The organism is Pedobacter africanus (assembly GCF_040548825.1).
GTDB lineage: Bacteria > Bacteroidota > Bacteroidia > Sphingobacteriales > Sphingobacteriaceae > Pedobacter > Pedobacter africanus_A.
This window is the reverse complement of the sequence record NZ_JBEPSL010000001.1, coordinates 993,696-1,016,750: the sequence shown is the minus strand read 5'-3', so window position 1 is coordinate 1,016,750 and position 23,055 is coordinate 993,696. Positions and strand designations below refer to the sequence as shown.

The window sequence follows — 23,055 nt, the reverse complement described above, 5'->3', positions numbered from 1 at the left end:
GCCCTTCATCAAAACCAACTTTTGAACAGCCCTTAAAATAGTGAGTAGCATATTAGAAAAAGTTACACATAATGTTTAAAAGGAAGAATGTTATTAGTGATGTTTTTGCCCGCAGTAAGCACTTCTCCAATTGAATCTGCAAATCTCAAAGTAACAGGCTGTCCATCGGCGAATATACAGGCATTATAGTTAAGTTTTGTAAGGGCTAATACATCTTTGCAAACCTGTTCAATATCTGCATCCCCCCTAGTAACTTCAACAGAAATAGGATTTGGCACTTCCAAACCAACCTGAGTCTGAAGCCTTGGAATAAATCCTTTAGTCCATAAAAATGCTTTGTGTGTTCCTACTTTCATTATCATTCCACGGGGCACACAAAATGAGAACTGTCTAAATAATTTAAATTCACTGGTAGGCTGAATACGAACACCAATAATTTTAGATTTATCCTTGACAGCATCACTAAATCCCTCCCACTCATGGTCATCAAAATAAGTTTTAGCATGAATAAAAATTTCCTTAGGATAATTCCCTTTACCCAACTTCTCTTTAAATACCTCTAAAGAATTAGAAATTAGATTAATTGCATCGTTTTTTGAAATATGAAACTCTTTAGTTTTAGGATTAAAAAAGTCGCCTATGTTACCTCGAAAAACCATCCCATCCCCGGAATCGATAAACATTTGCGCTGCACAACATGCACTGCGATTATTAGGGTCTTCGTTAAGTTTTTTATAAACCAACCCTAAATAACAAACATCTTCACGAATATCACCAAGCCGCCAGGGTAGTCCACCAATCTTATAATATAATGTTGTAGATATATTCCAAGCCTTTGCACTATCAAAAACGGCTGTCGCTGTCCTTTTCTTCTCATCCGTGATTATTTGATCATACGCAATTGTACCTTCCCGAATAATCTGAGTCACAATTTTTTCCTTAAGCAGTTTTGCTTTAAGTTGGTTGTGAAAGTTAATTTCATAAGTATAAGCGTCTTTTAATTCCTCCATTTCCGGAAAAAGAAAAGATTGAGCAGTATTACGTTGATTCTTTTTTAAACCCAATTTAATGTTTTCTGCCGACTTAGGGAGCTTACTTTTAGGTCTACCAAATTTATAAATATCATCTTGGATAACCACGAACCAAACTGTCACCGGCCGCTCCTCTTCTTGAGTGTAACGAATAAGCTGGTCCGCAAAAAGATTGGTCAAATTATGCACTCTCTGGTGACCATCGGCATAAAAAAGGAATTTAGTAATTTCATTTTGATCAACTTCCAATTCGACCAAATTATCAAAATTAATATGGATTCCAAACGCAGATTGCAAGCCAGGAAAAAAAGGTCTGGCAATTTCATTTCCAGTCTGCAGGACAGGTTGGTGAAGTTTCTTTAAATAGTCTTTAAGGTATTCACGCTGTGGCTTGCTCCCGATGATTCCAACATTAATCTGTCCTTTAATCTTTAGATGATCATATGGTCCGAAAAGCATAAGCCCATCTCTTGGATCAGCTGTTTTTTGGCCATAACCAAACGATAGATTAGGCTCATTTATAAAAGTTAATTCAGGATCTAAGTTGTATATATTACCGCTATGATTCATTTAATGGTTCCTCTCTTTCAATTTCCTCTACGAATACACCCATCCGTTCTTTGTCCTTTGGATCTATATATCCAAACTTTGACAGAAAAGTTTCGGGCTCAGCTTTCATTTCTATTTGGTTTAGACTATTTGTATCTAGTATAATCGCATCATGACCATTTTTTAGTGAGGACATAAATGCCAGCAGTAAATCGCGCCAGTCCTCATTAAACATACGTTTACCTTTTTTTCTACGATGACTATGTTGTAAATCTTTATCTTTTATCGCGCCAAAGCCTGTTTCCGAAAAAATGAGATGACTTCGTAAATGGAAGCCGAGATAAGGGAAGAGTACAGGTTTAAATGATAGCGCATAATGCCATTTTCCTATATCTAAATGTTTTCCAATCAAATTCTTCTTTTTCTTCTTATCATGCATAGCTAAACTAAATTCCACTTTACTACTAGGAAGACTTTCATGCGTATGGTAATAAGCTTGATCTTTATTAGCAAGTTCATACCAAAATAATTTTCGTTTCTTTAAATAAAGATGAAGTGTTCTCTTTAGCAAGCGTTTGAAAAAATTTGCACTATCACGGTAACTAGGGAAACTTTCTTTCTCATAACCTAGCAGCAGATCAGTAACTTTTATCTTAAAAACCTCCCTTTTTTGGACTTGTACATGTCCATCTCTTCCCTCAACTTCTAGGTCAAGGTTAGAGGTAAAACTTATAATTGTATTAGCAGCTCTGAATCCAACTAACTCATTGTTTTTGTCAAAAACAGCCTTAGACTGAGCCTCATTAGTAAACTGGTGAATATAGAAATATTCTGGCAAATATTTTATACTCCACCAATTTGTGTAATACAACTCTTCTTTTTCAACGATTCCATTCTCGACAGAAAAGTTCTCCAAATAGAAATTTGCAGCCTCAGTAGTATCATTAACATTAACTTTTGGGATCTGATCTTTTTCGAGTTTTTTGGCTAAAGTATTCAATCCTTCGGCCCAATTATCTTCAAATGAAATTTGGTTTAAATCAGATGCGCCAGGAAAAAGATTTCTTGGCGCATTATCAATATGCAGAATTGTAAAAAAATCTTTTAAATCAGGATTCTCTATAATAACTTGATTGGCATAGTTAATTTCTTTTTGTATCCCAGCTTTGATTTCAAACCCAGCGTTTTTATAAGTTATATTATTGGAGTAAACCATTAAAAACTTAATTGCGTATTTAGTAATTGTTACTTCAATATCGCTCCAAAACTTCTCACCACCTAACAGTTCATTCTTATCGATCCAAACCCTGTACCCTAATAATTCTAACCTAGAGGCAAGCCAAATTGTAAATGCATTATCTTCAGGTGTAGCATGACTAATGAACAGTGTATCTCTCATGGATCGTTAATTTAAATTTGAGTAAAGTAAATATACCCTTTTCCTACCTAACTCAAACCATAAGACTCTTAACAGAGGACAATTCCGAGAGATCAAATTTTCACGCAGTAGCATATCAGACTGTTAAAATGCACTTAAGGCAGCTCCAAAAAAAAGGTCTATTCCAAAGCTGGGATAGACCTCAATAGTCCTTATTTTGCGATACAAAAAATAAAAAGGTTTGAAAACGAATAAATTACTTTATCCGAGGTACAAAAATAATACATAACTATAGACTTTCTAACATTTTCGATATAAGCGCTATCCGATGTTCATTAGAAAACTTGAAATTCTAATCTCGACGTAGTAATGACATATACAGTAGTCACAAATTCAAACGTTCCCGAAACCTCCCCCAAAAGCCCCCTCCTAAACTCACTCGGCGTCACCCCTTCCATCAGCTTAAAACTCCTGGTAAAATGCGCGGGATCACATACCCCAAGCTCAAAACAAATCTCTTTCGCCGTCATCGTAGTTTCCGAAAGCAGAAATACCGCCTCCTTATGAATGCGGTCTTGCAAAAGCTCGTATAGTGTTTTCTTAAAATAGAACCTTGTAACCTTGTTCAATCTTCTTATGGTAATACCCAACGCGTCACAATAGAATTGAAGCTCATGACTTTCCCTGAAATTGCCTTCTATCAATTCCTGAAGCCGGGTCATCATTTTCCAGTCTGGAGGGATATAATTTTCCATGGCTTCTTTTCTGTCTTTCAATTTACGGTATAACTTTTCTTTACATAACAGGGTTCCTGCATTTCCGGCACTTTCCCTTTTTTATAAAAGTAAAATTGCCTTCTCTGAAGAGAATGGCTATTTTACCCTTCATCAATGGTTGGCTTCATGAATTTTATCTCTTCTCTCATAAACTTAACTTCTTAAGACCTCCCGATTAAAATAGGTTTACTTTAAACTGAATATCAACGCAGATTAAGCTCAGATGTAAAGGTGATAATTGTACTTTTCAGGTTTAAAACTGTCCAAAATATGAACGAAATCTCACAAAGTCTATACATCAAATGAGCCTACTTATACATAAAACAAATAACTTTGGATATGATTAACCTCAAATCTATTTTACCAGAAAACAATGCTGCACGGCTGGCAGTGTCCGTGGCAATTACCGTTGCTATGGCAGGCTTATTTAGTGTGATCACAATTTTTTACTTCAGAACTTATGGCATAGCGCTGTTCATCCTATTGCCAATACTTATTGGTTTCTGCGCAACCACACTATACCACCACAAAAGAAATAATCCCGGAAGCCATAAAGCGGCATTTTTATCACTCCTTATGCTATGCTTGCTGTTTCTGTTATTTGCAATAGAGGGCTTAATCTGCATTGTCATGGCGCTTCCATTTGCGTTGATACTTACCTGGATTGGAAGCGGACTTGCCAGTGTTTTTAACAGACAGGAAAGTGGTTCCCAGGTACTGTTGCTTATTTTAATTTGCTCCATTCCAACAACAGCTTTTATAGAAAAGGATGTTTTACCGGAATTGACCTCCGTAAGCACAGCTGTCGAGATCAAAGCAAGTCCGGAAGTCGTTTGGCATAATGTTGTAGAATTCCCAGAACTTGCTGAACCAACAGAATTTCTATTTCAAACGGGAATAGCATATCCTATAAACGCAATAATCAAAGGAAAAGGGGTTGGTGCAATAAGGCACTGCAACTTTACAACAGGTAGTTTTGTAGAACCAATTACCGTATGGGACCAGCCCCGTTTATTGCAATTTGATGTATTGGCGCAACCAGCCCCAATGAAAGAAATTAGCTTTTGGGATGTAGATGCACCACACCTACATGATTATTTTGTTTCTAAAAAAGGACAGTTTAAGTTAACCAGACTAGCTAACGGCCATACCAGGCTCGAGGGTACCACCTGGTACTATCACAACATCAAACCTGGGTTCTATTGGCGTATATGGAGTAATTATATAGTTCATAAAATCCATATGAGGGTTTTGGAGCATATAAAAATAAACAGCGAAAACTAGATTATTTAAATCACCTCCGCATGATGCGCGCTATTCTATCTGCGGCATAGGCTCACAATCTTCAAAGGGTACAATTCGTTCCCGCATTTTCAATTTGCTTTTTGTTCAAAAATCATATTGAGCATAGTCCGGTCGGAAAGGCCGCAAGAATATTTAAATTATGACCCCGTCCTCCATGCATTTTTTTAATGTTTCATGCAAAATATAAAAAACATTAAACTCTACATCTATGCCGATGCGACCAGGCCTCGTCATAAATTTTGTGGCAATCGGCTTGGTATAATTTGAACGTGACTCAATTCGAAAGTAAATATGGCATTTATCCGTAAAGGGATATCGATAGTTTTTTTCATTACTGTCTTCATAGTTAGCAAGCTTATTTGGTGACAGTAAAAAAGTTAGACATATGCTTGCTATATATAAGTCAATTTCGCTCTTATTGTAAATATGTTTGTTTATTTCTGGATTATAATCAGCAGAATAACTACCCGATAATATCAGTAAGTTCATTAATAATGTCTGGTTATCGGGAAATAACGTCTTTAAATATTCTATTAAAATTATAAAATCGAACAAAAAAGCCGGATAAGTTCTGGAAAAGTCCCCGGCAAGCGAGATGTGCCTGCTCTGATCAAATACAAAATGCGGTGAATGGTCAAGGTTTCGTAAAGTCAACACGCCTTTATCAATTAATCCAGAAAGGATGAAATTTAAACTACGTTTAAACTCAGAATGCTCTATATGTTCTTTTATTGACGAATCCGTAATCCAACGTTTTGAATTAAAAAAGTCATTCAGCTTCCGTTTAACAATCTCCTTTGTATCTAAAACAAATGGCTTTATAGAATAGAATTTATTTATATAGCCGTCGTAATCTACATCTTTACCATACCTGTGCTGATACATCTTTCGTACATTATCAATATCGCACACAAATAGTACTTTGTCAAACCCAAACTTATTTTCATCAGTTACCGAGTCAAAATGAGCACTAAAAACATTAAACAAACGGAATATATGTTCGGGATCAAGCCTATCCAGATCATCAATAACCAATATATTTTGGGTATTTTCTTTTTTCTCTTTTAAGTCATTCAGACAGTTACTTATGATAATCGAAATATCATCCATCTCATGAATCCCTCCCTTTAATTTATCGAATTTTTTCAGATATTGTTTTATCGTCATTTCGTTAGCATTTTCTACATCATCCGAATAACCCTTAAATTCCAAATCCAGCTTATCCACTGTTTCCAGTACTTCATGGACAGGTTTACCAATACCACTCATTGCTGCGATTAAGGGCTTAAGCAAACTGTTTACAGTATTATTATACAATAAAAAAGTCTGGAGCCGCAATGCCAAAGAAAATTCCTGGCTCTTCAAAGTTTCAATATCATCCTTGTATTTTATGAGTAACTCTGCTATGATGTCAAATTTGATTAGTTCAAAAATATCCTGGTTAGACGCAACAGAATAATGAACAGGATATAAATTGAAAACACTGTATTTGTGGCCATATTTCTCAAAAAAATCTTTCAAAAAAGTTGATTTACCAGAGCCAAAAGGCCCCGACACTAAAATTCTAGAGTTGCTGTCTTCAGACAAATGATCAAAAAAATCCTGCTGTTGGTCAGTAGATTCTATAACTATATCAGATAATCTTTTCCGCATGAAATATTTGTCTATCTAAGTTTCTATTTAAAAGGTAGTCTGGAAATGACAATTTCTATCTTTTGATCCCTATCTGGTGATAATTCATTAATTTTATAATTGAATGCTGCCGCCCATTCATCTGCCCTTTCAACCTTTGGCCCGAGGGTAATTTTATGCAATACTGGTATAATACTTATCATTTTAATAAAAACTCTTGGCGGAGTCACGCCACTATCAATCGTCTTTTTAAATCCTATACCATTTACTACTAGCCTCACTTCATTTTCATATTGATAATCAGCTATTTTAAACAAATATGCAATATCGTTCAGGAGCTTTGTTATTTTATCTTTCTGTTTGCTAGTAAGTACATCTACCTGATTTTTTAATGATTCCATTAAGTTGTTTAATCTTTCATTTTGTACTGTACTCGCACCAGGTATTTTAAAAGAATCATGATCTCTGTACGCGACTTTATAGAAAGTAAACCGATCATTTTGTTGACTGATATCTTGTTTTCTATTTTTATCTTCAAAATCTAGAGAAGCTTCAAGATTTGAAATAAACTCCTGTCGTTTAATCGTCAAGGCACAACCTTTTGCTTCAGTTAAAGCTTCCTTACCATACATGCGCCAAAGCGTTAAATCATCATGTTTGGTATCTGCTACAAAACTTCCAATAAATGGCCTTTCTACATAAGTTTTGGCAATGGTATCGTCATCTACATATTTAACTACAGAATAAGACAAATATTTAAACAATTCCCTCCCCTCCGAAGTGTCATTCAAGAAGTTCCCCTCCGATAAGCGAAACAGGCTTTCTTCTAAAATCATAGCACGTGATGCGGACAAACTTGTAAAGTGTGTTAAACAGTTTTCTTCAAATAGTAATATTTCCTGAATAGATTTTATTGTTTTATCAATTTCATCATACCACTCGTTTTCAATCTTCTTTTTTAGATCGGTTATGGCAGTCCTTGCAAGTATCACCCGAGAGCTTGACGAATTGCCAATTAATTTAAGGTACCGTTCATAATCCTTTATTGCTTCTCTATAATTCCCGAACTGCCTATGTGATGAAGCCCGAAAATAATAAGAATCAAGATAAGTACTGTCTAATTTAAGTGCCTTGGTAAAATAATCAATAGCTTCTGAATATTTCTTTAATCTCCGAGACAGTAAGCCCAAATTATAATAAGATGCAAAATCTTCTGGATCTAACTCCATTGCTTTATTATAATCTTTCTCCGCTTTAGATAAATCTTGCAACCGCAGGTAAGCGTTTCCCCGACTCACAAACAATTCGGGGTTCTGATCGTCAATAGCTATTGCGCTACTATAGGTTCGTATAGCGCCACGATAATTCTTTAATTCATATTGACTGGCAGCTTTGTAATTGTATAGCCATGCTACATCTTTTTTTAACCGAATTGCAGAAGTGAATTTCATACTAGCTTCAGCATACTCTTCAAGTTGATAATGGTAATATCCCATTCCTGCCCAGGCCTCCCATAAATTGCTATCAAGAGAAACTGCTGTTTCATAATCCGCAATGCCACTTTCATACTGATTTTCATTATCCTGTGCGTCTCCCCTTGCCAAAAAGGCTAGGGCCGACATTGGATTCAATTTAGTAGCAACATCAGCATACTTAAAAGCTTTATCATAAATCTTCTTTTTGCTATAGGCTCTTGAGACCAAGGCATAAAGTTCTGCATCGTTATAGGATAAAAGGGCGTCATCATCTAAACGATTAATTATCGTTACAAATTTTCCTCGCTCAAATAAGCTTTTGATTTCTTTAACGAATTGTTCAGTAGAGCGTTCCATGAATTCATATTTGGTTATGGTAAATATAATAACTTATTAGTTAAATTAAAAAGAACTATTCCTCCTCCACTCCTAAGCTGTCATTCCCGTCATCCGCTTAAACCACCTGCAAAAATACCCCGGGTCCTCAAAGTTCAATTGGTAGGCAATATCGATGTACCTGTCTTGAGCAAGCTTGTGTAGTTGTATAGTCACGAGTTCATATATTTTTAGTTAGTGGTTCTATTTTACATTCTGTCTAGTTTAGTGGGAATCAAATATTACAGTATGAATACTAACTTAAAACTGTCCGAAGAAGCGATTAAAAAGGTACTTCAGGACTACTATCAAACCGGTTACAGCGTTGAAGAGTTCTGTTACGCAAATGGTACAACCCAAGCGGAACTCCATCAATGGATTGAAGAATATCCTGAGCTAAAACCATTAGGGTCAACAATTTCGATCGAAATCCTCGACGCGGAACCTCCTAAAACCACAACCCGAACCGGCAAAAAACAGCAAACTGTAGAAACCGGAGCGTTATTCGCACGCATTGGCGACATAGAACTCTACCAATATGTACCACACAGCTATCTTAAATCCCTGAAATCATGAGCATATTTCTATTTCCAAGCCGCCTTAAATACCGAATATTTCGCGAGCCGGTTGATTTCAGAAATGGTAAAAACGGATTGAGTAAAATGGTTTTCCGTCACCTGGGCAAAGGCATTAAAGACGAGCCGATCATGTTCCTGTTTTATAACAAATCGCGCAAAGAGATCAAGGGATTATTATACGATGATCCGTTGTTCACTTTACTACAATGTGGCCTGATCAGTGAAACCACCTTTCACATTCCTTACATTAACCCTTCGCTTAAAACCTTAGATGTTGACGCGGGAAAATTGATGAAGCTGTTAAATGGCTTTAAGATAGATCCAAAGCAAGATTCCGGCGACGAAGAAAGTGCTAGCTGTTAATATGTTAGCAAATTCCACTACCGCTGTAAAGCGATAAATACCAGCTTTGTTTCCCGTTATATGGGATATAAAGCAAATATCAATTGTAGCGAACTACTGGAAGCTGCCCTGCAGGAAAACCAGGCCTTAAGGCTGGAAAATGCAATGCTGCAGCAACAAGTAACCGATCTTTCCGATACTGTTGATTCCCAAGACCATATTATCCGCCAGCAGGCTGTTGAGATCCTGGATAAAGACCATCAAATTGCAGATCAAGAACTTACCATATCCTCATTAGAACAACGCTGCCATAACCTATCTGAACTTTGTGACCTGCAGCAAAAGCTGATCAACGAGCTTAGAACTCAAACCGAAGGAGATCAAAAACAGGTAGCCAAACTCGTAAAGGATCTGGATAAGATCAAACATAGTAAGGCACTGCTGGTTAAAGACAAGTACGGCCATAAGAGCGAAAAAACACGCGATACTACTTTCGATGCCAGCCTTAAAGGCATTGGTCTAACGCCAGAAGAACTGGCTGAGGCCAATGCCTTTTTTGCTGAACATGGCCACGTTAAAATCGAAAAGAAGCCTACTACAGATATCCTTAAGCAAGGGCTTCCTGTTAAAACAATTACAGTTGCAGGACCAAAAGGCAGCATCTACAAAGGCGAAACCACTGTTTACAAACTGGTGCATCATAAAGCATGGATGGAGGTACATAAAATTGTCCGTCATGTATGGCTTCCGGAAGGTTCGGATATTGCCATTACCGCACCAATACCAGGTTCTCCGGCCAAATGCAAAGCAGACGCAAGCATGATTGCCCAGCTCCTGCTGGATAAGTTCCTGTATCACATGCCCCTGCAAAGACAGCAGCAGAAATACCAGCGTTCGGGTGTCAATATTGCCTATTCTACTTTAAATGACTGGATCAGCTACGGCTGCAAAGCACTAACACCACTTTGGGAGGTGCTGATGGTAGAAGCTGTCAAAAACCAATACCTGCACTGCGATGAAACTGGCTTCAAAGTTATTGATAAAGCAAAGGAAGGTAAAGACAAGCTGCACCGGGGCCAGATGTGGGTACTTGTAAACCCTGCGCAGGGCCTGGCTGTATTCAAATATGCAAAAGGCCGGGGCCATAAAGATATAGACGGGATACTAGGTAACTTCAAAGGTATTCTGCATACGGATGGCTACGGTGCTTATGATAAATATGGGCTCCAGCTGGATGTACAGCACGGCAAATGCATGACCCACTGCCGCCGGTACTTCCTGCAGGCCGAAGGCCATAAGGGCAGCCGAAAAAAGGCAAGGTACGTGATCCGAACGTTCTTTGACCCCATATATGCCATTGAGCGGCAATGCCGGGAAATGGAATATCAATGGGAAGAAATCACCGAAATACGACAGAAGCATGCCGTCCCCATACTACAGGCCTTTCATAAATGGCTGCTGGAAAACCAGCATACCGTTAAGCTGGAAACCCCAATTGCCACCGCTATCAATTACATCTTAAAAAGATGGGAAGGCATTATGCTCTACACTACAGAAGGCATGCTCCAGATAGATAACAACTGCGCGGAAAGAATGATCAAGGACATGGCCGTTGGCCGGAAAAACTGGCTCTTTGCAGGCTCACACGAGGCAGCAGCCGAGGCCGCGGTAATGTTCTCCCTGATGGGGACCTGCAAACTGCAGGGCATAGATCCTGAAGCCTGGTTAACGGACGTGCTCCTACGGGTAGCTACCTGCCCCAAAGCTGAACTCATCAATCTGCTGCCTCATAAATGGAAGCACAAACAGGCAGCAGCCTAACGGTTAATGGCGCGGTCTGGCCCGTAAACAATCGCCTTATCAATATTCAAATGCACTTCCAGAAACTTCAATGCTGCATCCAGGCTGTCAAAACCATGAGCCCCTAAAGCAAAGTTCAATAGGTAACTGCCCGTCTTTTCGTCTTCCAGGATCTGGAAGCCGTTTAACTGCTCAGAAAACTCTTTCAATAAACCGAACTCCATATGCTTAGCCGAAGCTTGGGCCGATTGATGATAGGCATACCATTCGGCAACGTGCTGAAGTATGCTGATCATGTCATGGTGCACCCCCTGGTCAATATTATCTGTCACCCTTAAGGCATAAGGATATACCTGCTCATCACCCGGGGCACGAAAATAAAACAGTACCGTAATCCCCACGTAAGCAATAGAGGCGAGAGGAATACTGCCATCCAGTTTGGTCAGCGTAGCAAAAAAACGTGGCTTAACAGCCCCGTAAATGTAGGTTAACACCCCTGGGGGTAGTTCTTCATCGGGATTGTTGCATAAATAAAAACGCTTCATAATTGCTTAATTATAGGACTGTTACAAAATAGGCATTCTCCGTCAAAATTTTGACGGGCAAAACCAACTTAAATAAACTAGACAAAATGTTAAAGAACGTAGCCAGGCTAAAACCACTTCAACCTGTAAAAAATTGTTATAAAAAATTATTTCAGAATGTCAAAACCTATCTCGTGACTATACATTTCCCGATACAAAAAATAAAAAGGATTGAAAACGAATAAATTACTTTACCCGAGGTACAAAAATAATACATAACTATAGGCTTTCTAACATTTTCTCCCTCAAACCTCCCCCAAAAGCCCCCTCCTAAACTCACTCGGCGTCACCCCTTCCATCAGCTTAAAACTCCTGGTAAAATGCGCGGGGTCGCATACCCCAAGCTCAAAGCAAATCTCTTTCGCCGTCATCGTAGTTTCCGAAAGCAGAAATACCGCCTCCTTATGAATGCGGTCTTGCAAAAGCTCGTATAGTGTTTTCTTAAAATAGAACCTTGTAACCTTGTTCAATCTTCTTATGGTAATACCCAATGTTTCGCAATAGAATTGAAGCTCATGCCTTTCCCTGAAATTGCTTTCTATCAATTCCTGAAGCCGGTTCATCATTTTCCAGTCTGGAGGGATATAATTTTCCATGGCTTCTTATCTGTCTTTCAATTTACGGTATAACTTTTCTTTACATAACAGAGTTCCTTCATTTCCGGCAGCCAGGCAATTTCTACCCTACCCCTTTGGTACAAGTACTCCAGTAACAATTTTGCATTTGCTTCACTAATTTTCCATTCACTGGCGAAATCTATTGTAATGGGCCTACCATGCAAATGCTCAGTAATGCATTCCAGGTTCTCCATAAACTCCTTTGATAAGGCGGGCTTCTGTTCCATTTTGCAATAGCGTTAATTTTATTTAACCAGTTTTTCAGTTACCATAAACTGATCTAAAATTTCCTTAATACATTCTGGCGTTAGCTCCTGGTAAAGCTTGATGATTGTACCATCAGGACTTTTAATAATCAATGTGGGATGCTGTGTCTCCTGGCTCATACTTTATGGTTTTAGCAGGTTATCTGGTTGTATAAATGCAATCAAATCGCTTAATTGGCTGCTTACAAACATGGCCTGTCCGGCACGATAGGGGCTTACATCTGGTTTGCCAATTAACTGGCTGTGGTAGGTTGCCAGTTCCTCTGCACGGTCCAATAAAATTTTCAATGCGTCTCTTGCTTCAAAGTAGTGGTTCAGCATGTACAGGTTATCATCAAACAGGTAAACCTGTAGCCCGTCCAGCAATTCCCGGTAAATGACTTTGCTCCTGCTGGCAAAATGTTCGGGATGGATCAGTTCTTCGTTGGTATTGGCAATGTCCTTTAGCAGAATGGCCAGGGGCAGTGTGATTAGGTTAATGTCTTTAAGTGCTTGTTTCATGATTGCTGTTAATTTATTTAAGTAGCGAAGGGCTTGGCAGAACCCTTCGCTTGGATGATGTATTGAGGCGTTAACCGAGTTTTTCATGAGTTCAACGCAGTTAATCGCAGGTTCTCTTAATAATTATCATCATTTCTTATCTTTATAAAAATCCTTAATCCTCTCGTTCAAATCCATCAGATGTGCATTGCTCATCCGTTCAGAAGTCCTAGAAATTGCCCCTTTAATTAAACTATGCAATGTTCTAATCTCCATTTTTACAATGGTCGAAACATCATTCAAATCAGGTTCTGTACCAGGAAAAGGAGTACTTTTAGGTTTAAGTACCTGAAATAGTTTATCTAGATAACTTTTCTGCAGATTTCTCCTGTAAATACTGATCGATTTGCCTGTATAGAGCTCATTAAAGATGCACCCACGTAAATCTTGTAGCAATTCTATTGGACCATATGCATTTTCCCCGTTCATCGTTAGTGCCTGCTGCATCCCATTAAGGTCAGCGGCATTCACCAGGGCTCCTAATACCTTGTTCTGGGCATTACTAATTACACCTGTTAAACCCGCAGAACCAGTTTTCTTAAACAGTTCTTTATTTAGAAGCCATATCGGCGTATTGAACAATTCTGTATTTAAAAATTGTATAGCTTCTTTCTGTTTTCTTCTTGGCACAAACGCTACATAGTCGCCTTTACTTTCAACTACCTTAGGATTAAACATTACACCTCCAACATTTTTAACCACATGGCCTAAGTACCTATCGTATTGCTGCAACAATTCTCCATAGATCTGCTTTGCATTATCATACCCTTCGTTCTCTTCTTTAGTCCATTTTAGGATATTGGGCATTATTCTTTTAAGGTTTTTGATTCCATAACCACTTGCCATCATGGCATTATCTCCTATATCCTCGCTTTGGCAACGCGGGTCGGTAGTATTGGTTTCTGAACCAAACCAAAGCTGTTTATTATTTTCAGTTTTTTTGATGATCCAATTGTTCAAAAAAGATTTCTCTTTTACCTTATCCATTTCCGGATACCAACGGTAAGCCCATTCTATCGCCCATTTGTCATAATCGCCGATTCTGGGAAAAATGCCTTTTTCCGATATGCCATCCTCCGGCTGTGCTACATAATTGAACCGTGCATAATCCATAATGCTTGGGGTGTGCCCATTGGCTTCTACCCAGGCTTTGTCACGCAGTTTTTTTACTGGTACGGTTGATGAAGAACCAAAATTATGGCGCAGGCCCAATGTATGACCAATTTCATGTGAAGAAACGAATCGGATCAACTGCCCCATCAATTCATCATCAAACTTCATTTTCCTGGCTCTTGGATCAACTGCACTAGCTTGTATAAAGTACCAGTTGCGTAGCAATTGCATTACATTATGGTACCAGTTTACGTGCGTTTCTAATATTTCACCCGTACGTGGGTCATGCACATGCGGCCCACTGGCGTTCGCAACGGCCGATGGCTTATATACAATTACATTATGCCTTGCACTTTCTATGCTCCAGGTGCTATCTTGTTCGCTGCCCGGCGCTGGTTTAGCTACAATGGCATTTTTAAAACCAGCTGCTTCAAAAGCCACATTCCAGTCGTTTACTCCCTGCATCAGGTAAGGCACCCATTTTTTCGGTGTTGCAGGATCTATATAAAACACAATCGGCTGCCTGGGCTCTACCAATTCTCCTTCTAAATATTTGGCTTCATCTTCTTTTTTCGGTTCCAAACGCCAGCGGGTAATCATGCTGGTTTGTTCCACACCCTGGGGGTTCTGGTCAAAATCTGTATAACCCGTAGCAAAATATCCTATCCTTTCATCATATAACCTTGGTACCATTGGCCGTTTTGGTAATCTAATAATTGAACTATTCAGTTCATAAGTAGCATTAACGCCAGGTTCTGCAGTGCTATAAGTTTTCGTTGTCTTGATTTCTATATTTTCAGGAAATGTCCTTACAGCCGAGATATAAGATTTATCGGCTTGCAATCCACTAATTTTCAAAGCAGTTTTTATTTTTGAATCAAAAAAAAGCACCTCATTATCTGCAGTTAAATAATCGGTCATATCAATTACCGATGCGGCAGAATCCCTGCTCAATGCCTTTATATCAAATGATGCTACTATGGGTTGTAAACCAGAGTTCCTCACAGAGCGGTACATGCCATTATCGCTGCTGTCTGCAGATCGTTCAGTATAAGACATACTCTTTATAAATATTTTGTAGTTAGGTCCTTTAGCAAAACGGATTACCTTTTCGTTGATCTGGTCTCCACTATACCCAAACATGCCTTTGCTTGCACCAGTGGCTCCTTTTGATATTCTGTTCACAATGAGCAAATCTGTCTCTAACAACGAATCAGGGATCTCAAAAAAGTACTTGTCTTCTACCCGATGTACTTTAATCAGCCCCACTCCACTTACGGCTTTTTTGGTAATAATTTGATCATAAGGTTTCAATTTAGATGCCGTGGCTTTTTTTGTGGTATCTGCCAGGTTCTTCATAGCAATACCGGCCGAAACCGATACCTTTTTCTGAGGCTTTTTAAAAATCCCGCAGGAAAAAAAGGTAAAGGCCAGGCCATACAAAATGATAAATTTTGAATATTTCATGTTTTTGTGTGTTGTTTTATCTTAAGAGCGTTTTACAATAAGAAGAGCGCAAATTTGTCATATTTTAAAGATGGAAAGGCCTTTCTACCTTTCCACCTAACCCAATAATGCATGTTTAATAAAGCGCCTTTGTATAAAGTGAAAATCCTACTGCACCATACCAATAGTAGTTATACAACTGGCTTTGGGTATTTCCCCAGCTTGTATCTGAAAAATCGGGTTTCCAACTTCCTCCTGTAAAAGTTCGTTGACACATAATAATGCATAAGGCATCATCGCCGGACTCGCAATAATCTCCAACTCCTTCACCGGGAGCTAAGATTACATAGTTATTAGGATTAGTATAATCGCTAAAACTTGTGGGGCTTGAAGGTCCTATGTAATGAAAAGGATAGTAATAGTCAACAGCATTCCCTTCAGTCAATTGTGACTCAATCTTAGGAGTGTTCGCTTGTTTAAATGCCATTGCAGTTGCAACAATAGCCAACGCTAAAAGTGGTAATAAAATTTTCTTACGTAACATAGAAATAGTTTTAAATGAATAATATAGTTTGTTATTGGGTTTACTAATTATTTAAGAGCGATTTTAAACTCCATCTCGTCGGTTATACACTGAGTGTCATCACAGGTCATGTAACTTACCTTACCCTTAATGAAATCAGGTTTTACAGTTTTAAGTTTTATCACCTGTACAAAATCAATCTTATCAATAAAGTAGTGAACATCAACGCCAAACACTTCTTCATGCTTAATCCGCATTCGGCCTACTTCTTTGGCTTTTCCTCCCAGCAATATATTAGTGTCAGGTTCAAACGTAATTACCGTGGGCTGTGGCCCACCTTTAGGAGTCCATTGGCTGTAAATATTCCAGCCGTCCTGCACTTCAGCTGTTAGATGTAGCTCATATAAACCAGTTTTTATCTTCTTCGCCGTAAACTTCCAACTGGCCTTTTTACCAATCTGAGCATGTGTTACTATCGCTAGAAACATAACTATACTCAATAACATTAATCTTTTCATCACTACTTTCCTTTTAGTTCTGATTTATCAGTTATAACAAATACCTCTCTCAATCGCTTCTCCTTTACCAGGTCAAAGCCTTGCTGATTTAGCTGTTTAATGATATTGGCAATGTTTAAATTTGCAGTTCGATCAATTTTTACATTAATTTTATCTTTAAGTCCACTTTCATTCAGGATGGGTAAGCTTCGATATGTTCGTTTGGTATTTTTATCATAAATTGTACTTTTGATATACGACACCAACTCCTCAATATTTTTATATGCAGTACCTTTTGTTAAAGGATTTGAAGTATTAGCTACTTTTTTCTGTTTTAAAATCCAGCAATCCACTTCACGCTTTTCAAATCTCGCATTTACCCCTAAACGCTTGTTCAAATCAGTAAGCATCTTTTTTTGAACATTAGTTTTATTTTCTGATATGGGAAAATAAGCCTCATAGCAATAAGAATTCTTAGCAAGCCATTCATTCAAATAGGTATTAGGAAAATACCTAGATGAATCACTCGTTTCAATAACTATATTATCATTCGTAATCTTGCCATTTGAATCAAAAACGCCTTGCTGATAAATGCTTATAATGGGGCTATTAGCAATAAATAATTTTTGACGTTTCAGTCTGGATTCCTCTATAATTCCAAAAGAGCTGTCTAAGCCTCTACGATAGGATGAAAATTCCGAATGGAATATAGCATCAGTTGAATTTGTCTGCTGAAATAAGGGGCTTTTTCCATCGTAGAAGGCTTTTAATTCTATTTCCCATTCTGGAAAAATTCCGTTTAACATTTTTTGAATTTCCTTTTTGTTTACATATTCTGGACTTGTTATAGCCCTAATTATTCGATACTCGTCAATCCAAACCTGATAAGCAACTCTTACCGGAAAGTGCTTGGCAAAATTATCGTCTAAAATAGAGGGTAATGAAGTCTTTGATAAAATGGAACTCGAACGCCAGTATGAATCTAAATAGGTGACAAGGGTTTGATCCATTTTACCATTGATGTAGACATAAACGGGTAAAATAGCGATCTTATCTCCAAAATGTTTTTGCAAAGTGTCCATCTTCGGCATGCCTGCAATACATGAGCTACATGCCGTCGACCAAAAGTCAAGAATGATAAGTTTGCCTTTAAAATCGGATAATTTTGCCTTTTCAGTTTTATGGTAAAAAATTTTACTGATCTCGATATCAGGCAATTGTTGTCCGATCTTCAAAGAATTTTGTCCAAAGCTTTGCAAGCTTGCCACCACTATAGCGGCAAGGTAAATTAATTTTATTTTCATATGTGTGTTATTTTATAATTATGGATTTTGCTCAATTCCCGCCAGATCGATTTCAGTTTGTGGGATACGCAAGGTGTATCTTGGGCTATTTGGTTTCAGTTCAAAAACTTCAGCACCAATTTTTCGGGTAGGAGTAACAGAGTAATCTGCTTCATCCTTCAGTCTTCTTAAATCTGTCCAGCGGGTTCCCCTAAATAGGAGTTCTTTTCTTCGCTCTTCCAACACCTTTTTAACGGCTTCAATTTTGCTTGTAATGATTATTGGATTATACGGCACAGCGTTACTCCATCTGGTTTGAAGTAAAGTGTTTAAATCCTTCATTGCCTCAGTAATATTTCCCGCTCTTGCAGAGCTCTCTGCACGGATCAAGTACATTTCATCAGTTACTATACCACCAAAAGCATAACCGCTGCTTGTGCCGGAGCCACTATAGTCGCCTTTAAATCGATAACTGCCATCTGTATTTCTGGTAAAATACACAGCTTTACGCAAATCATTAGTGGCATACAAATTCATAAGGACAGAATCCATCTTAGCTCTAGAAGGAGAAAGAAGTCTGGTAATTTGGCCACTTTCCATATGGTAAATGACTTCCTTGTTAAATCTTTTAATCGGCGCAGCAGATGATGCAGTAAGTGTATTAAAATTCATTAAGCTATCATAGAGTTTCAAGCACCTATCTGCATACACACCTGCACTATCGTACATTTTCATCGAAAGATAAGTTTTGGCCAATGCGCCATATGCAGCGGGTTTACTTGCCCTTGTTTTATAGCCAGGTACCACTGGTAATAACGAACTTGCAATTTTTAAGTCCTCTATAATCCTTTCATAAGTTTCAGCCACTGTTGCACGCTTTACTTTATCATTAAAATCAGAACTGAGACGAACAACAATCCCAGGATTTGATATGCTACTATAAGGAGCGCAATAAAGCTGGGCATTGTGATAAAACAGAAAAGATCGCAAAAACAATGCTTGCCCTTTTACATTATTCCATTCTTGCAAATTCTTCTTTTTCATTTTATCCAGATTATCTAACACTACATTTGCCTTCAGCACATATTTATATGAAATTTCCCAGAAGTTGTATACTTTTGCATCTATGCTTTGCCATTTGTAGAAGGCTATCAGCTCTGCATCTGCGGCACTTAAAGTAGCTGGCAAAACATAATAATTATCACTTAACACTTCGGTAAGAGAAGAAATTGCTTGGTTATTGATATAATTGTCATCTAGTATAAGCTGAAGATCGTTTACTGTTTCAGGCAAGATCAAATTTGATTGGGGTTTTTCTTCCAAGTATTTCTTGCAGGAATAAAATGACACCAAAAAAACGACTCCAACTATTACATACAACCATTTTAAATGTTCAATATTTTTCATCGTATAATATTTTGTTTTATAAAATTAAATTCATTCCTAACGCAATTGTTCTGGCCATGATCCTTCCATTGAGATGTTCTGGATCTAATCCTACTTTATTTGCTTTCCATAGTAATATATTTAGATTGTTCCAGCTTAAAGAGAGGTCCAATTGCCGGAAAGGTAACCTGCGAAAATTGTTTCTATTTAAACTATAGCCCATCTGCAAGTCATTTAGGCGAACATGATCAGCTTTTTCCACATTCACTTCCGAAAAATTATAGAATGTGTTTCTTCTAAAGTCATTTGGAAATGCCAGAGAAGGGACGTTCGTGTATTGTTCGTCTCCAGGCTTTTGCCACCTTTTTAGATACTCTTTACTTGGTATAGCTCCTAAGTCCTGCCCGCCTAAATAAGAAGGTCTAAAGAAGTAGTATTTGAGCTTAAAATTAATATTTGCAGAGAATGATATGTTTTTCCAGCTCCAACTGTTAATCAAATTTCCAAAATAAAGCGGTATAGACGATCCATTTTTATTTTGCTCTGAAAAAGGCTTTTGGGTAATTGCATCGTAATCACTAGATCTCTCCCCATTCAAATACCCTAAAGGTGCGCCGGTCTGCGGTTCTAACCCAGCCCATCTGTAACTAATGACCAAATCTGGGCTAAACCCTTCTATCGGTTCTATACTACGTCCGTCGGATACTAGACCTTGGGTATTTGTTGATAGCAAAAGTTTACTGACTTTATATACGCTATAACTTGCTGAGAAATTACTTGTCCACATGAACGACTTGGACTGGATATTTCTCGACCTCAACTGAAAGTCAAATCCGTTCCCTTGCATTTGAGCTGAATTTGCCATTATACTATTTACTCCAACGGAAGATGGTAGAGGTCTTAAAGAAATTACATCTCTGGACTTTTTTACAAAATAATCTAAAGACATGTTGATTCGATCTTTCTTAAATCCGAGATCAACTCCAAAGTTTAAGGTCTGCACCTGTTCCCATTTTAACGAAGGATTCCCTAATTGTTGCATATCCGCATACAAAAGACTTGTATACAGCGGGTTAGTAGAGTTTGAAAGAATCAGCGTCGTCAATCCCGAAACTGAGTTATTCGTATTTCCTGCATAACCATAGGTTGCTCGTACACTTATACTAGGTAACAGTTCAACATTATAAAAATTTTCATTATGTATATTCCATTTCCCCCCTACGGACCACTGCGGTTTCCACTTTTGATTCGCCTCAACACCAAAAAGATTGGAAGCATCGTTTCTTGCACTAACAGAAATCACATATCTGTTGGCATATGAATAGGAAAGGTTAGCAAAGGCTGAAACAATACGATTAGTACCGTTCCCCAATCGGTCATAAGTCTTGATATTTGCCAGGTTTCCGAAGGGCATAGTTGGATATTGGCGAAATAAATCAACATTTTTAAAAGTCTGTGTGCTTTTATCATAACCATAAAGCAGATCACCCGTAAATGAGGTTTTGTTTTCCACTAATTCTCCACCGACAATTCCGTTTAAGCTGTGATTATTCCAGTCTGGATTAAAATTCAAAGAAGCCCTTACCGCCTGCCCACTCATTCCATTTCTATCTTCTTTTAACGTCCCACCCAAAGGTACAGGATAGCGCAATGAAAGATTTGTTACATTCAAATTGGTAAAACCATTTATGACATTTCGGGCAGCAAAAGTCTCAATACTCGCATATTGTTGATACAAATTATTGGACTGCTGATATTGATACTGAATGATGGCTTGCAGCCATTTAAATGCTTTGTAATTCAAACTAAAATTGGCATTTAAAGCATTATTCTTTCCTGAATTGTCTGCCAGGTTTAGTTCTTCTAAAGGCCGGTATTTCCAATCTAATAATTTTCCTTTTCCTAAAGTATCAAGAAAGTTATCTTGGTAAGATCGATCAATAACTAAGGGATTCCCCTGCTCATCTGCCAAACGGGCGTATGGAGGTAATACGTATTCTCCCCATTTATATTCTCCCCCGCCGTATTGCCCAGGGCTATTTGCGGTAGTTCTTGATGTTGAATAAAAAGCATTTATTTGTAATTGAAGTTTGGGTGTTATATTAAGTGTATTTCCAAAATTCAACGTAATTCGATCATCTCCATTACCAATCAGTTGATTTTTGGATTTATCATAACCAGCGGAGAGATAGTACTTCATATTTGCCGATCCACCTGAAACATTTAAAGCATAACGTTGATTTACTGAAGTCTGGTAAATGTAATTTAAAAAGTCATTACGTACGTCTCTGCCTCTTAATGCATCTAATCTTGTATCTGCTTCTTGTTGAGTAATCCGATTATTCTTTAAATCGGAGAGTATTCTCACGCCTTCGGTAACTGTTGGGAAAGAAAAATTATTGTTTAGTTTGTCATCAAAAACACCCTTATCAAATAACAGTTTCTCTAAATCCATAAACTGCGATGTGGAAATAATGGGTAGAGCAAATAGGTTGGGTTTTGGTGTTATAGTTATGCCTGATGTTATAGAAACTTTAGCCGGTTGGTTAAAGTTCCCATCCTTTGTTGTAATTACGATGACACCATTACCTGCCCGTGCACCCCAGATAGAAGCTGCCGCCGCATCTCGCAATACGGTTATATTTTCAATATCTGCAGGATTGATGTTGTTGATATCATCTTCATATGGAAAATTATTTACTACAATTAATGGCTTGGCAGTTTGTCCATTTAGAGTATACAATCCCCTGATTTGTATTCTCAAACTTGTAGGATCTCTTCTATCAAAAAGTACCCCCGGTGCTATTCCATCTAAACGTTTAAAAATGTTAGCTTCAGGACTCCTGTTAATCATAGCACTATCTATAAACACAAAACTTCCTGTAGCCCTTTCTTTGGGGATTTTTTGATATCCAGTGCTGTAATTTACCGCCACCTCTTCCAACTGCACCAGCCTTGTCCTTACATTCACATTCAATTCCTTTTTGCTGTTTACCTTCACCTCAAAAGTTTCAATACTCACTCCTGAAAACACCAGCATAGCATCTTCACTCACTCCCTTCAGCAAAAACTCTCCTTTTGCATTGGTACTTGTTCTATTACTAGTTCCTTTCACACTCACCGTAACACCCTCCAAAACTTCATTCTTTTCATTACGCACCACACCACGTATATCAGCAAGCTTGCCATCATCGTCATCACGAAAAAACCTTTCCAGAAAACTGGGTTCCTCCTTACTTAGCACAATGCTGTTTTTAACTATCTTGTAGTTTAAGGGCAAGCCTTTAATGGTGGCTTTAATGGCCTCTTCAACAGATAGATTATTAATGTTCAGCGTTACATGCTGGTTTTTCAAATCATCAGCATCGTAAAAAATTCTGTAACCACTTTGATCTCTTATAGATTGTAAAACTTTTTCAATAGGCGTATGATTGGTGTTGAGCGTTATCTTCTGTCCAAATCCCTTGGCGCTTACTTGTGCCAGGGCAATAATTAATATGAAAGTGGTTAGCCTCATTATTAACAATAGTTTAGGCGGTATACGTAATAGCATACCTAG

Annotated in this window: 20 protein-coding genes; 4 read left to right on the top strand and 16 right to left on the bottom strand. The window is 38.0% G+C overall.

The window, feature by feature from the left end; genetic code table 11:
- Positions 1–62: 62 nt before the first annotated feature.
- The 3 genes from ABIE26_RS04095 to ABIE26_RS04085 all read right to left on the bottom strand — a co-directional run bounded on the left by ABIE26_RS04095 (position 63) and on the right by ABIE26_RS04085 (position 3,734).
- Positions 63–1,601 carry an argonaute/piwi family protein gene (locus tag ABIE26_RS04095; protein ID WP_310139726.1) on the bottom strand — a complete coding sequence of 513 codons (1,539 nt, stop codon included), beginning with the start codon at positions 1,599–1,601 and terminating at the stop codon, positions 63–65.
- Positions 1,591–2,979: a toll/interleukin-1 receptor domain-containing protein gene (locus ABIE26_RS04090; RefSeq protein WP_310139728.1), complete on the bottom strand. Its 1,389-nt coding sequence runs from the start codon at positions 2,977–2,979 to the stop codon at positions 1,591–1,593. Before ABIE26_RS04090 ends, ABIE26_RS04095 begins: the two co-directional genes overlap by 11 nt.
- A gap of 314 nt (positions 2,980–3,293) precedes the next feature.
- On the bottom strand, positions 3,294–3,734 hold the full coding sequence (locus tag ABIE26_RS04085) for a helix-turn-helix domain-containing protein (protein WP_310139731.1): 441 nt from the start codon (positions 3,732–3,734) through the stop codon (positions 3,294–3,296).
- Positions 3,735–4,073: 339 nt separating this feature from the next.
- Between ABIE26_RS04085 and ABIE26_RS04080 the strand changes: the two genes are divergently transcribed.
- Entirely contained in the window at positions 4,074–5,018 is a 945-nt protein-coding gene (locus ABIE26_RS04080; protein ID WP_310139733.1) for a hypothetical protein, read from the top strand.
- 153 nt (positions 5,019–5,171) lie between these two features.
- On the opposite strand, the gene ABIE26_RS04075 is transcribed toward ABIE26_RS04080, so the two are convergent.
- Together ABIE26_RS04075 and ABIE26_RS04070 are read right to left on the bottom strand one after the other, a co-directional pair.
- Positions 5,172–6,692, bottom strand: a complete 1,521-nt coding sequence (locus ABIE26_RS04075; RefSeq protein WP_310139735.1) for a P-loop NTPase fold protein — start codon at positions 6,690–6,692, stop codon at positions 5,172–5,174.
- A gap of 23 nt (positions 6,693–6,715) precedes the next feature.
- Positions 6,716–8,503, bottom strand: a complete 1,788-nt coding sequence (locus tag ABIE26_RS04070) for a tetratricopeptide repeat protein (protein WP_310139738.1) — start codon at positions 8,501–8,503, stop codon at positions 6,716–6,718.
- A 267-nt stretch (positions 8,504–8,770) separates the two neighbouring features.
- Between ABIE26_RS04070 and ABIE26_RS04065 the strand changes: the two genes are divergently transcribed.
- Genes ABIE26_RS04065 through tnpC form a run of 3 tightly spaced genes read left to right on the top strand, consistent with a single transcriptional unit; the run spans position 8,771 to position 11,262 of the window.
- A complete protein-coding gene (locus tag ABIE26_RS04065) occupies positions 8,771–9,097 on the top strand; it encodes a transposase (protein WP_310139740.1) in 327 nt (108 codons plus the stop codon).
- Positions 9,094–9,462: an IS66 family insertion sequence element accessory protein TnpB gene (tnpB, locus tag ABIE26_RS04060; protein WP_310139742.1), complete on the top strand. Its 369-nt coding sequence runs from the start codon at positions 9,094–9,096 to the stop codon at positions 9,460–9,462. Before ABIE26_RS04065 ends, tnpB begins: the two co-directional genes overlap by 4 nt.
- Before the next feature lie 60 nt (positions 9,463–9,522).
- Complete coding sequence (gene tnpC, locus ABIE26_RS04055; RefSeq protein WP_310139744.1) at positions 9,523–11,262, top strand: IS66 family transposase; 1,740 nt, start codon at positions 9,523–9,525, stop codon at positions 11,260–11,262.
- Here tnpC and ABIE26_RS04050 read toward each other — a convergent pair.
- The 11 genes from ABIE26_RS04050 to ABIE26_RS04000 form a co-directional block, all read right to left on the bottom strand.
- Positions 11,259–11,786 carry a hypothetical protein gene (locus ABIE26_RS04050; protein WP_310139746.1) on the bottom strand — a complete coding sequence of 176 codons (528 nt, stop codon included), beginning with the start codon at positions 11,784–11,786 and terminating at the stop codon, positions 11,259–11,261. The genes tnpC and ABIE26_RS04050 overlap by 4 nt on opposite strands.
- Positions 11,787–12,070: 284 nt before the next feature.
- Positions 12,071–12,421, bottom strand: a complete 351-nt coding sequence (locus ABIE26_RS04045; RefSeq protein WP_310139749.1) for a helix-turn-helix domain-containing protein — start codon at positions 12,419–12,421, stop codon at positions 12,071–12,073.
- A gap of 17 nt (positions 12,422–12,438) precedes the next feature.
- The gene (locus ABIE26_RS04040) at positions 12,439–12,669 is read right to left on the bottom strand and encodes a hypothetical protein (RefSeq protein ID WP_310139751.1); all 231 of its coding nucleotides are present in this window, start codon (positions 12,667–12,669) and stop codon (positions 12,439–12,441) included.
- Positions 12,670–12,687: 18 nt separating this feature from the next.
- A complete protein-coding gene (locus ABIE26_RS04035) occupies positions 12,688–12,828 on the bottom strand; it encodes a hypothetical protein (RefSeq protein ID WP_310139753.1) in 141 nt (46 codons plus the stop codon).
- A gap of 3 nt (positions 12,829–12,831) precedes the next feature.
- Positions 12,832–13,209: a hypothetical protein gene (locus tag ABIE26_RS04030; RefSeq protein ID WP_310139754.1), complete on the bottom strand. Its 378-nt coding sequence runs from the start codon at positions 13,207–13,209 to the stop codon at positions 12,832–12,834.
- Between the two features lie 129 nt (positions 13,210–13,338).
- Positions 13,339–15,828 carry a zinc-dependent metalloprotease gene (locus tag ABIE26_RS04025; RefSeq protein WP_310139756.1) on the bottom strand — a complete coding sequence of 830 codons (2,490 nt, stop codon included), beginning with the start codon at positions 15,826–15,828 and terminating at the stop codon, positions 13,339–13,341.
- 115 nt (positions 15,829–15,943) lie between these two features.
- Positions 15,944–16,351 carry a hypothetical protein gene (locus ABIE26_RS04020; RefSeq protein ID WP_310139757.1) on the bottom strand — a complete coding sequence of 136 codons (408 nt, stop codon included), beginning with the start codon at positions 16,349–16,351 and terminating at the stop codon, positions 15,944–15,946.
- A 47-nt stretch (positions 16,352–16,398) separates the two neighbouring features.
- A complete protein-coding gene (locus ABIE26_RS04015; RefSeq protein WP_310139759.1) occupies positions 16,399–16,848 on the bottom strand; it encodes a protein-disulfide reductase DsbD domain-containing protein in 450 nt (149 codons plus the stop codon).
- Between the two features lie 2 nt (positions 16,849–16,850).
- Entirely contained in the window at positions 16,851–18,131 is a 1,281-nt protein-coding gene (locus ABIE26_RS04010) for a TlpA family protein disulfide reductase (protein ID WP_310139761.1), read from the bottom strand.
- A gap of 18 nt (positions 18,132–18,149) precedes the next feature.
- Entirely contained in the window at positions 18,150–19,517 is a 1,368-nt protein-coding gene (locus ABIE26_RS04005) for a RagB/SusD family nutrient uptake outer membrane protein (RefSeq protein ID WP_310139763.1), read from the bottom strand.
- Positions 19,518–19,533: 16 nt separating this feature from the next.
- Positions 19,534–23,013, bottom strand: coding sequence for a SusC/RagA family TonB-linked outer membrane protein (locus ABIE26_RS04000; protein WP_310139765.1), 3,480 nt, complete (start codon positions 23,011–23,013; stop codon positions 19,534–19,536).
- Between the last annotated feature and the right edge of the window lie 42 nt (positions 23,014–23,055).

Coding starts and splice junctions, on each gene's coding strand:
- ABIE26_RS04095 (WP_310139726.1), bottom strand. CDS start 1,601: ATGAATCATAGCGGTAATATATACAACTTAGATCCTGAATTAACTTTT.
- ABIE26_RS04090 (WP_310139728.1), bottom strand. CDS start 2,979: ATGAGAGATACACTGTTCATTAGTCATGCTACACCTGAAGATAATGCA.
- ABIE26_RS04080 (WP_310139733.1), top strand. CDS start 4,074: ATGATTAACCTCAAATCTATTTTACCAGAAAACAATGCTGCACGGCTG.
- ABIE26_RS04075 (WP_310139735.1), bottom strand. CDS start 6,692: ATGCGGAAAAGATTATCTGATATAGTTATAGAATCTACTGACCAACAG.
- ABIE26_RS04070 (WP_310139738.1), bottom strand. CDS start 8,503: ATGGAACGCTCTACTGAACAATTCGTTAAAGAAATCAAAAGCTTATTT.
- ABIE26_RS04065 (WP_310139740.1), top strand. CDS start 8,771: ATGAATACTAACTTAAAACTGTCCGAAGAAGCGATTAAAAAGGTACTT.
- tnpB (WP_310139742.1), top strand. CDS start 9,094: ATGAGCATATTTCTATTTCCAAGCCGCCTTAAATACCGAATATTTCGC.
- tnpC (WP_310139744.1), top strand. CDS start 9,523: ATGGGATATAAAGCAAATATCAATTGTAGCGAACTACTGGAAGCTGCC.
- ABIE26_RS04050 (WP_310139746.1), bottom strand. CDS start 11,786: ATGAAGCGTTTTTATTTATGCAACAATCCCGATGAAGAACTACCCCCA.
- ABIE26_RS04045 (WP_310139749.1), bottom strand. CDS start 12,421: ATGGAAAATTATATCCCTCCAGACTGGAAAATGATGAACCGGCTTCAG.
- ABIE26_RS04040 (WP_310139751.1), bottom strand. CDS start 12,669: ATGGAACAGAAGCCCGCCTTATCAAAGGAGTTTATGGAGAACCTGGAA.
- ABIE26_RS04035 (WP_310139753.1), bottom strand. CDS start 12,828: ATGAGCCAGGAGACACAGCATCCCACATTGATTATTAAAAGTCCTGAT.
- ABIE26_RS04030 (WP_310139754.1), bottom strand. CDS start 13,209: ATGAAACAAGCACTTAAAGACATTAACCTAATCACACTGCCCCTGGCC.
- ABIE26_RS04025 (WP_310139756.1), bottom strand. CDS start 15,828: ATGAAATATTCAAAATTTATCATTTTGTATGGCCTGGCCTTTACCTTT.
- ABIE26_RS04020 (WP_310139757.1), bottom strand. CDS start 16,351: ATGTTACGTAAGAAAATTTTATTACCACTTTTAGCGTTGGCTATTGTT.
- ABIE26_RS04015 (WP_310139759.1), bottom strand. CDS start 16,848: ATGAAAAGATTAATGTTATTGAGTATAGTTATGTTTCTAGCGATAGTA.
- ABIE26_RS04010 (WP_310139761.1), bottom strand. CDS start 18,131: ATGAAAATAAAATTAATTTACCTTGCCGCTATAGTGGTGGCAAGCTTG.
- ABIE26_RS04005 (WP_310139763.1), bottom strand. CDS start 19,517: ATGAAAAATATTGAACATTTAAAATGGTTGTATGTAATAGTTGGAGTC.
- ABIE26_RS04000 (WP_310139765.1), bottom strand. CDS start 23,013: ATGAGGCTAACCACTTTCATATTAATTATTGCCCTGGCACAAGTAAGC.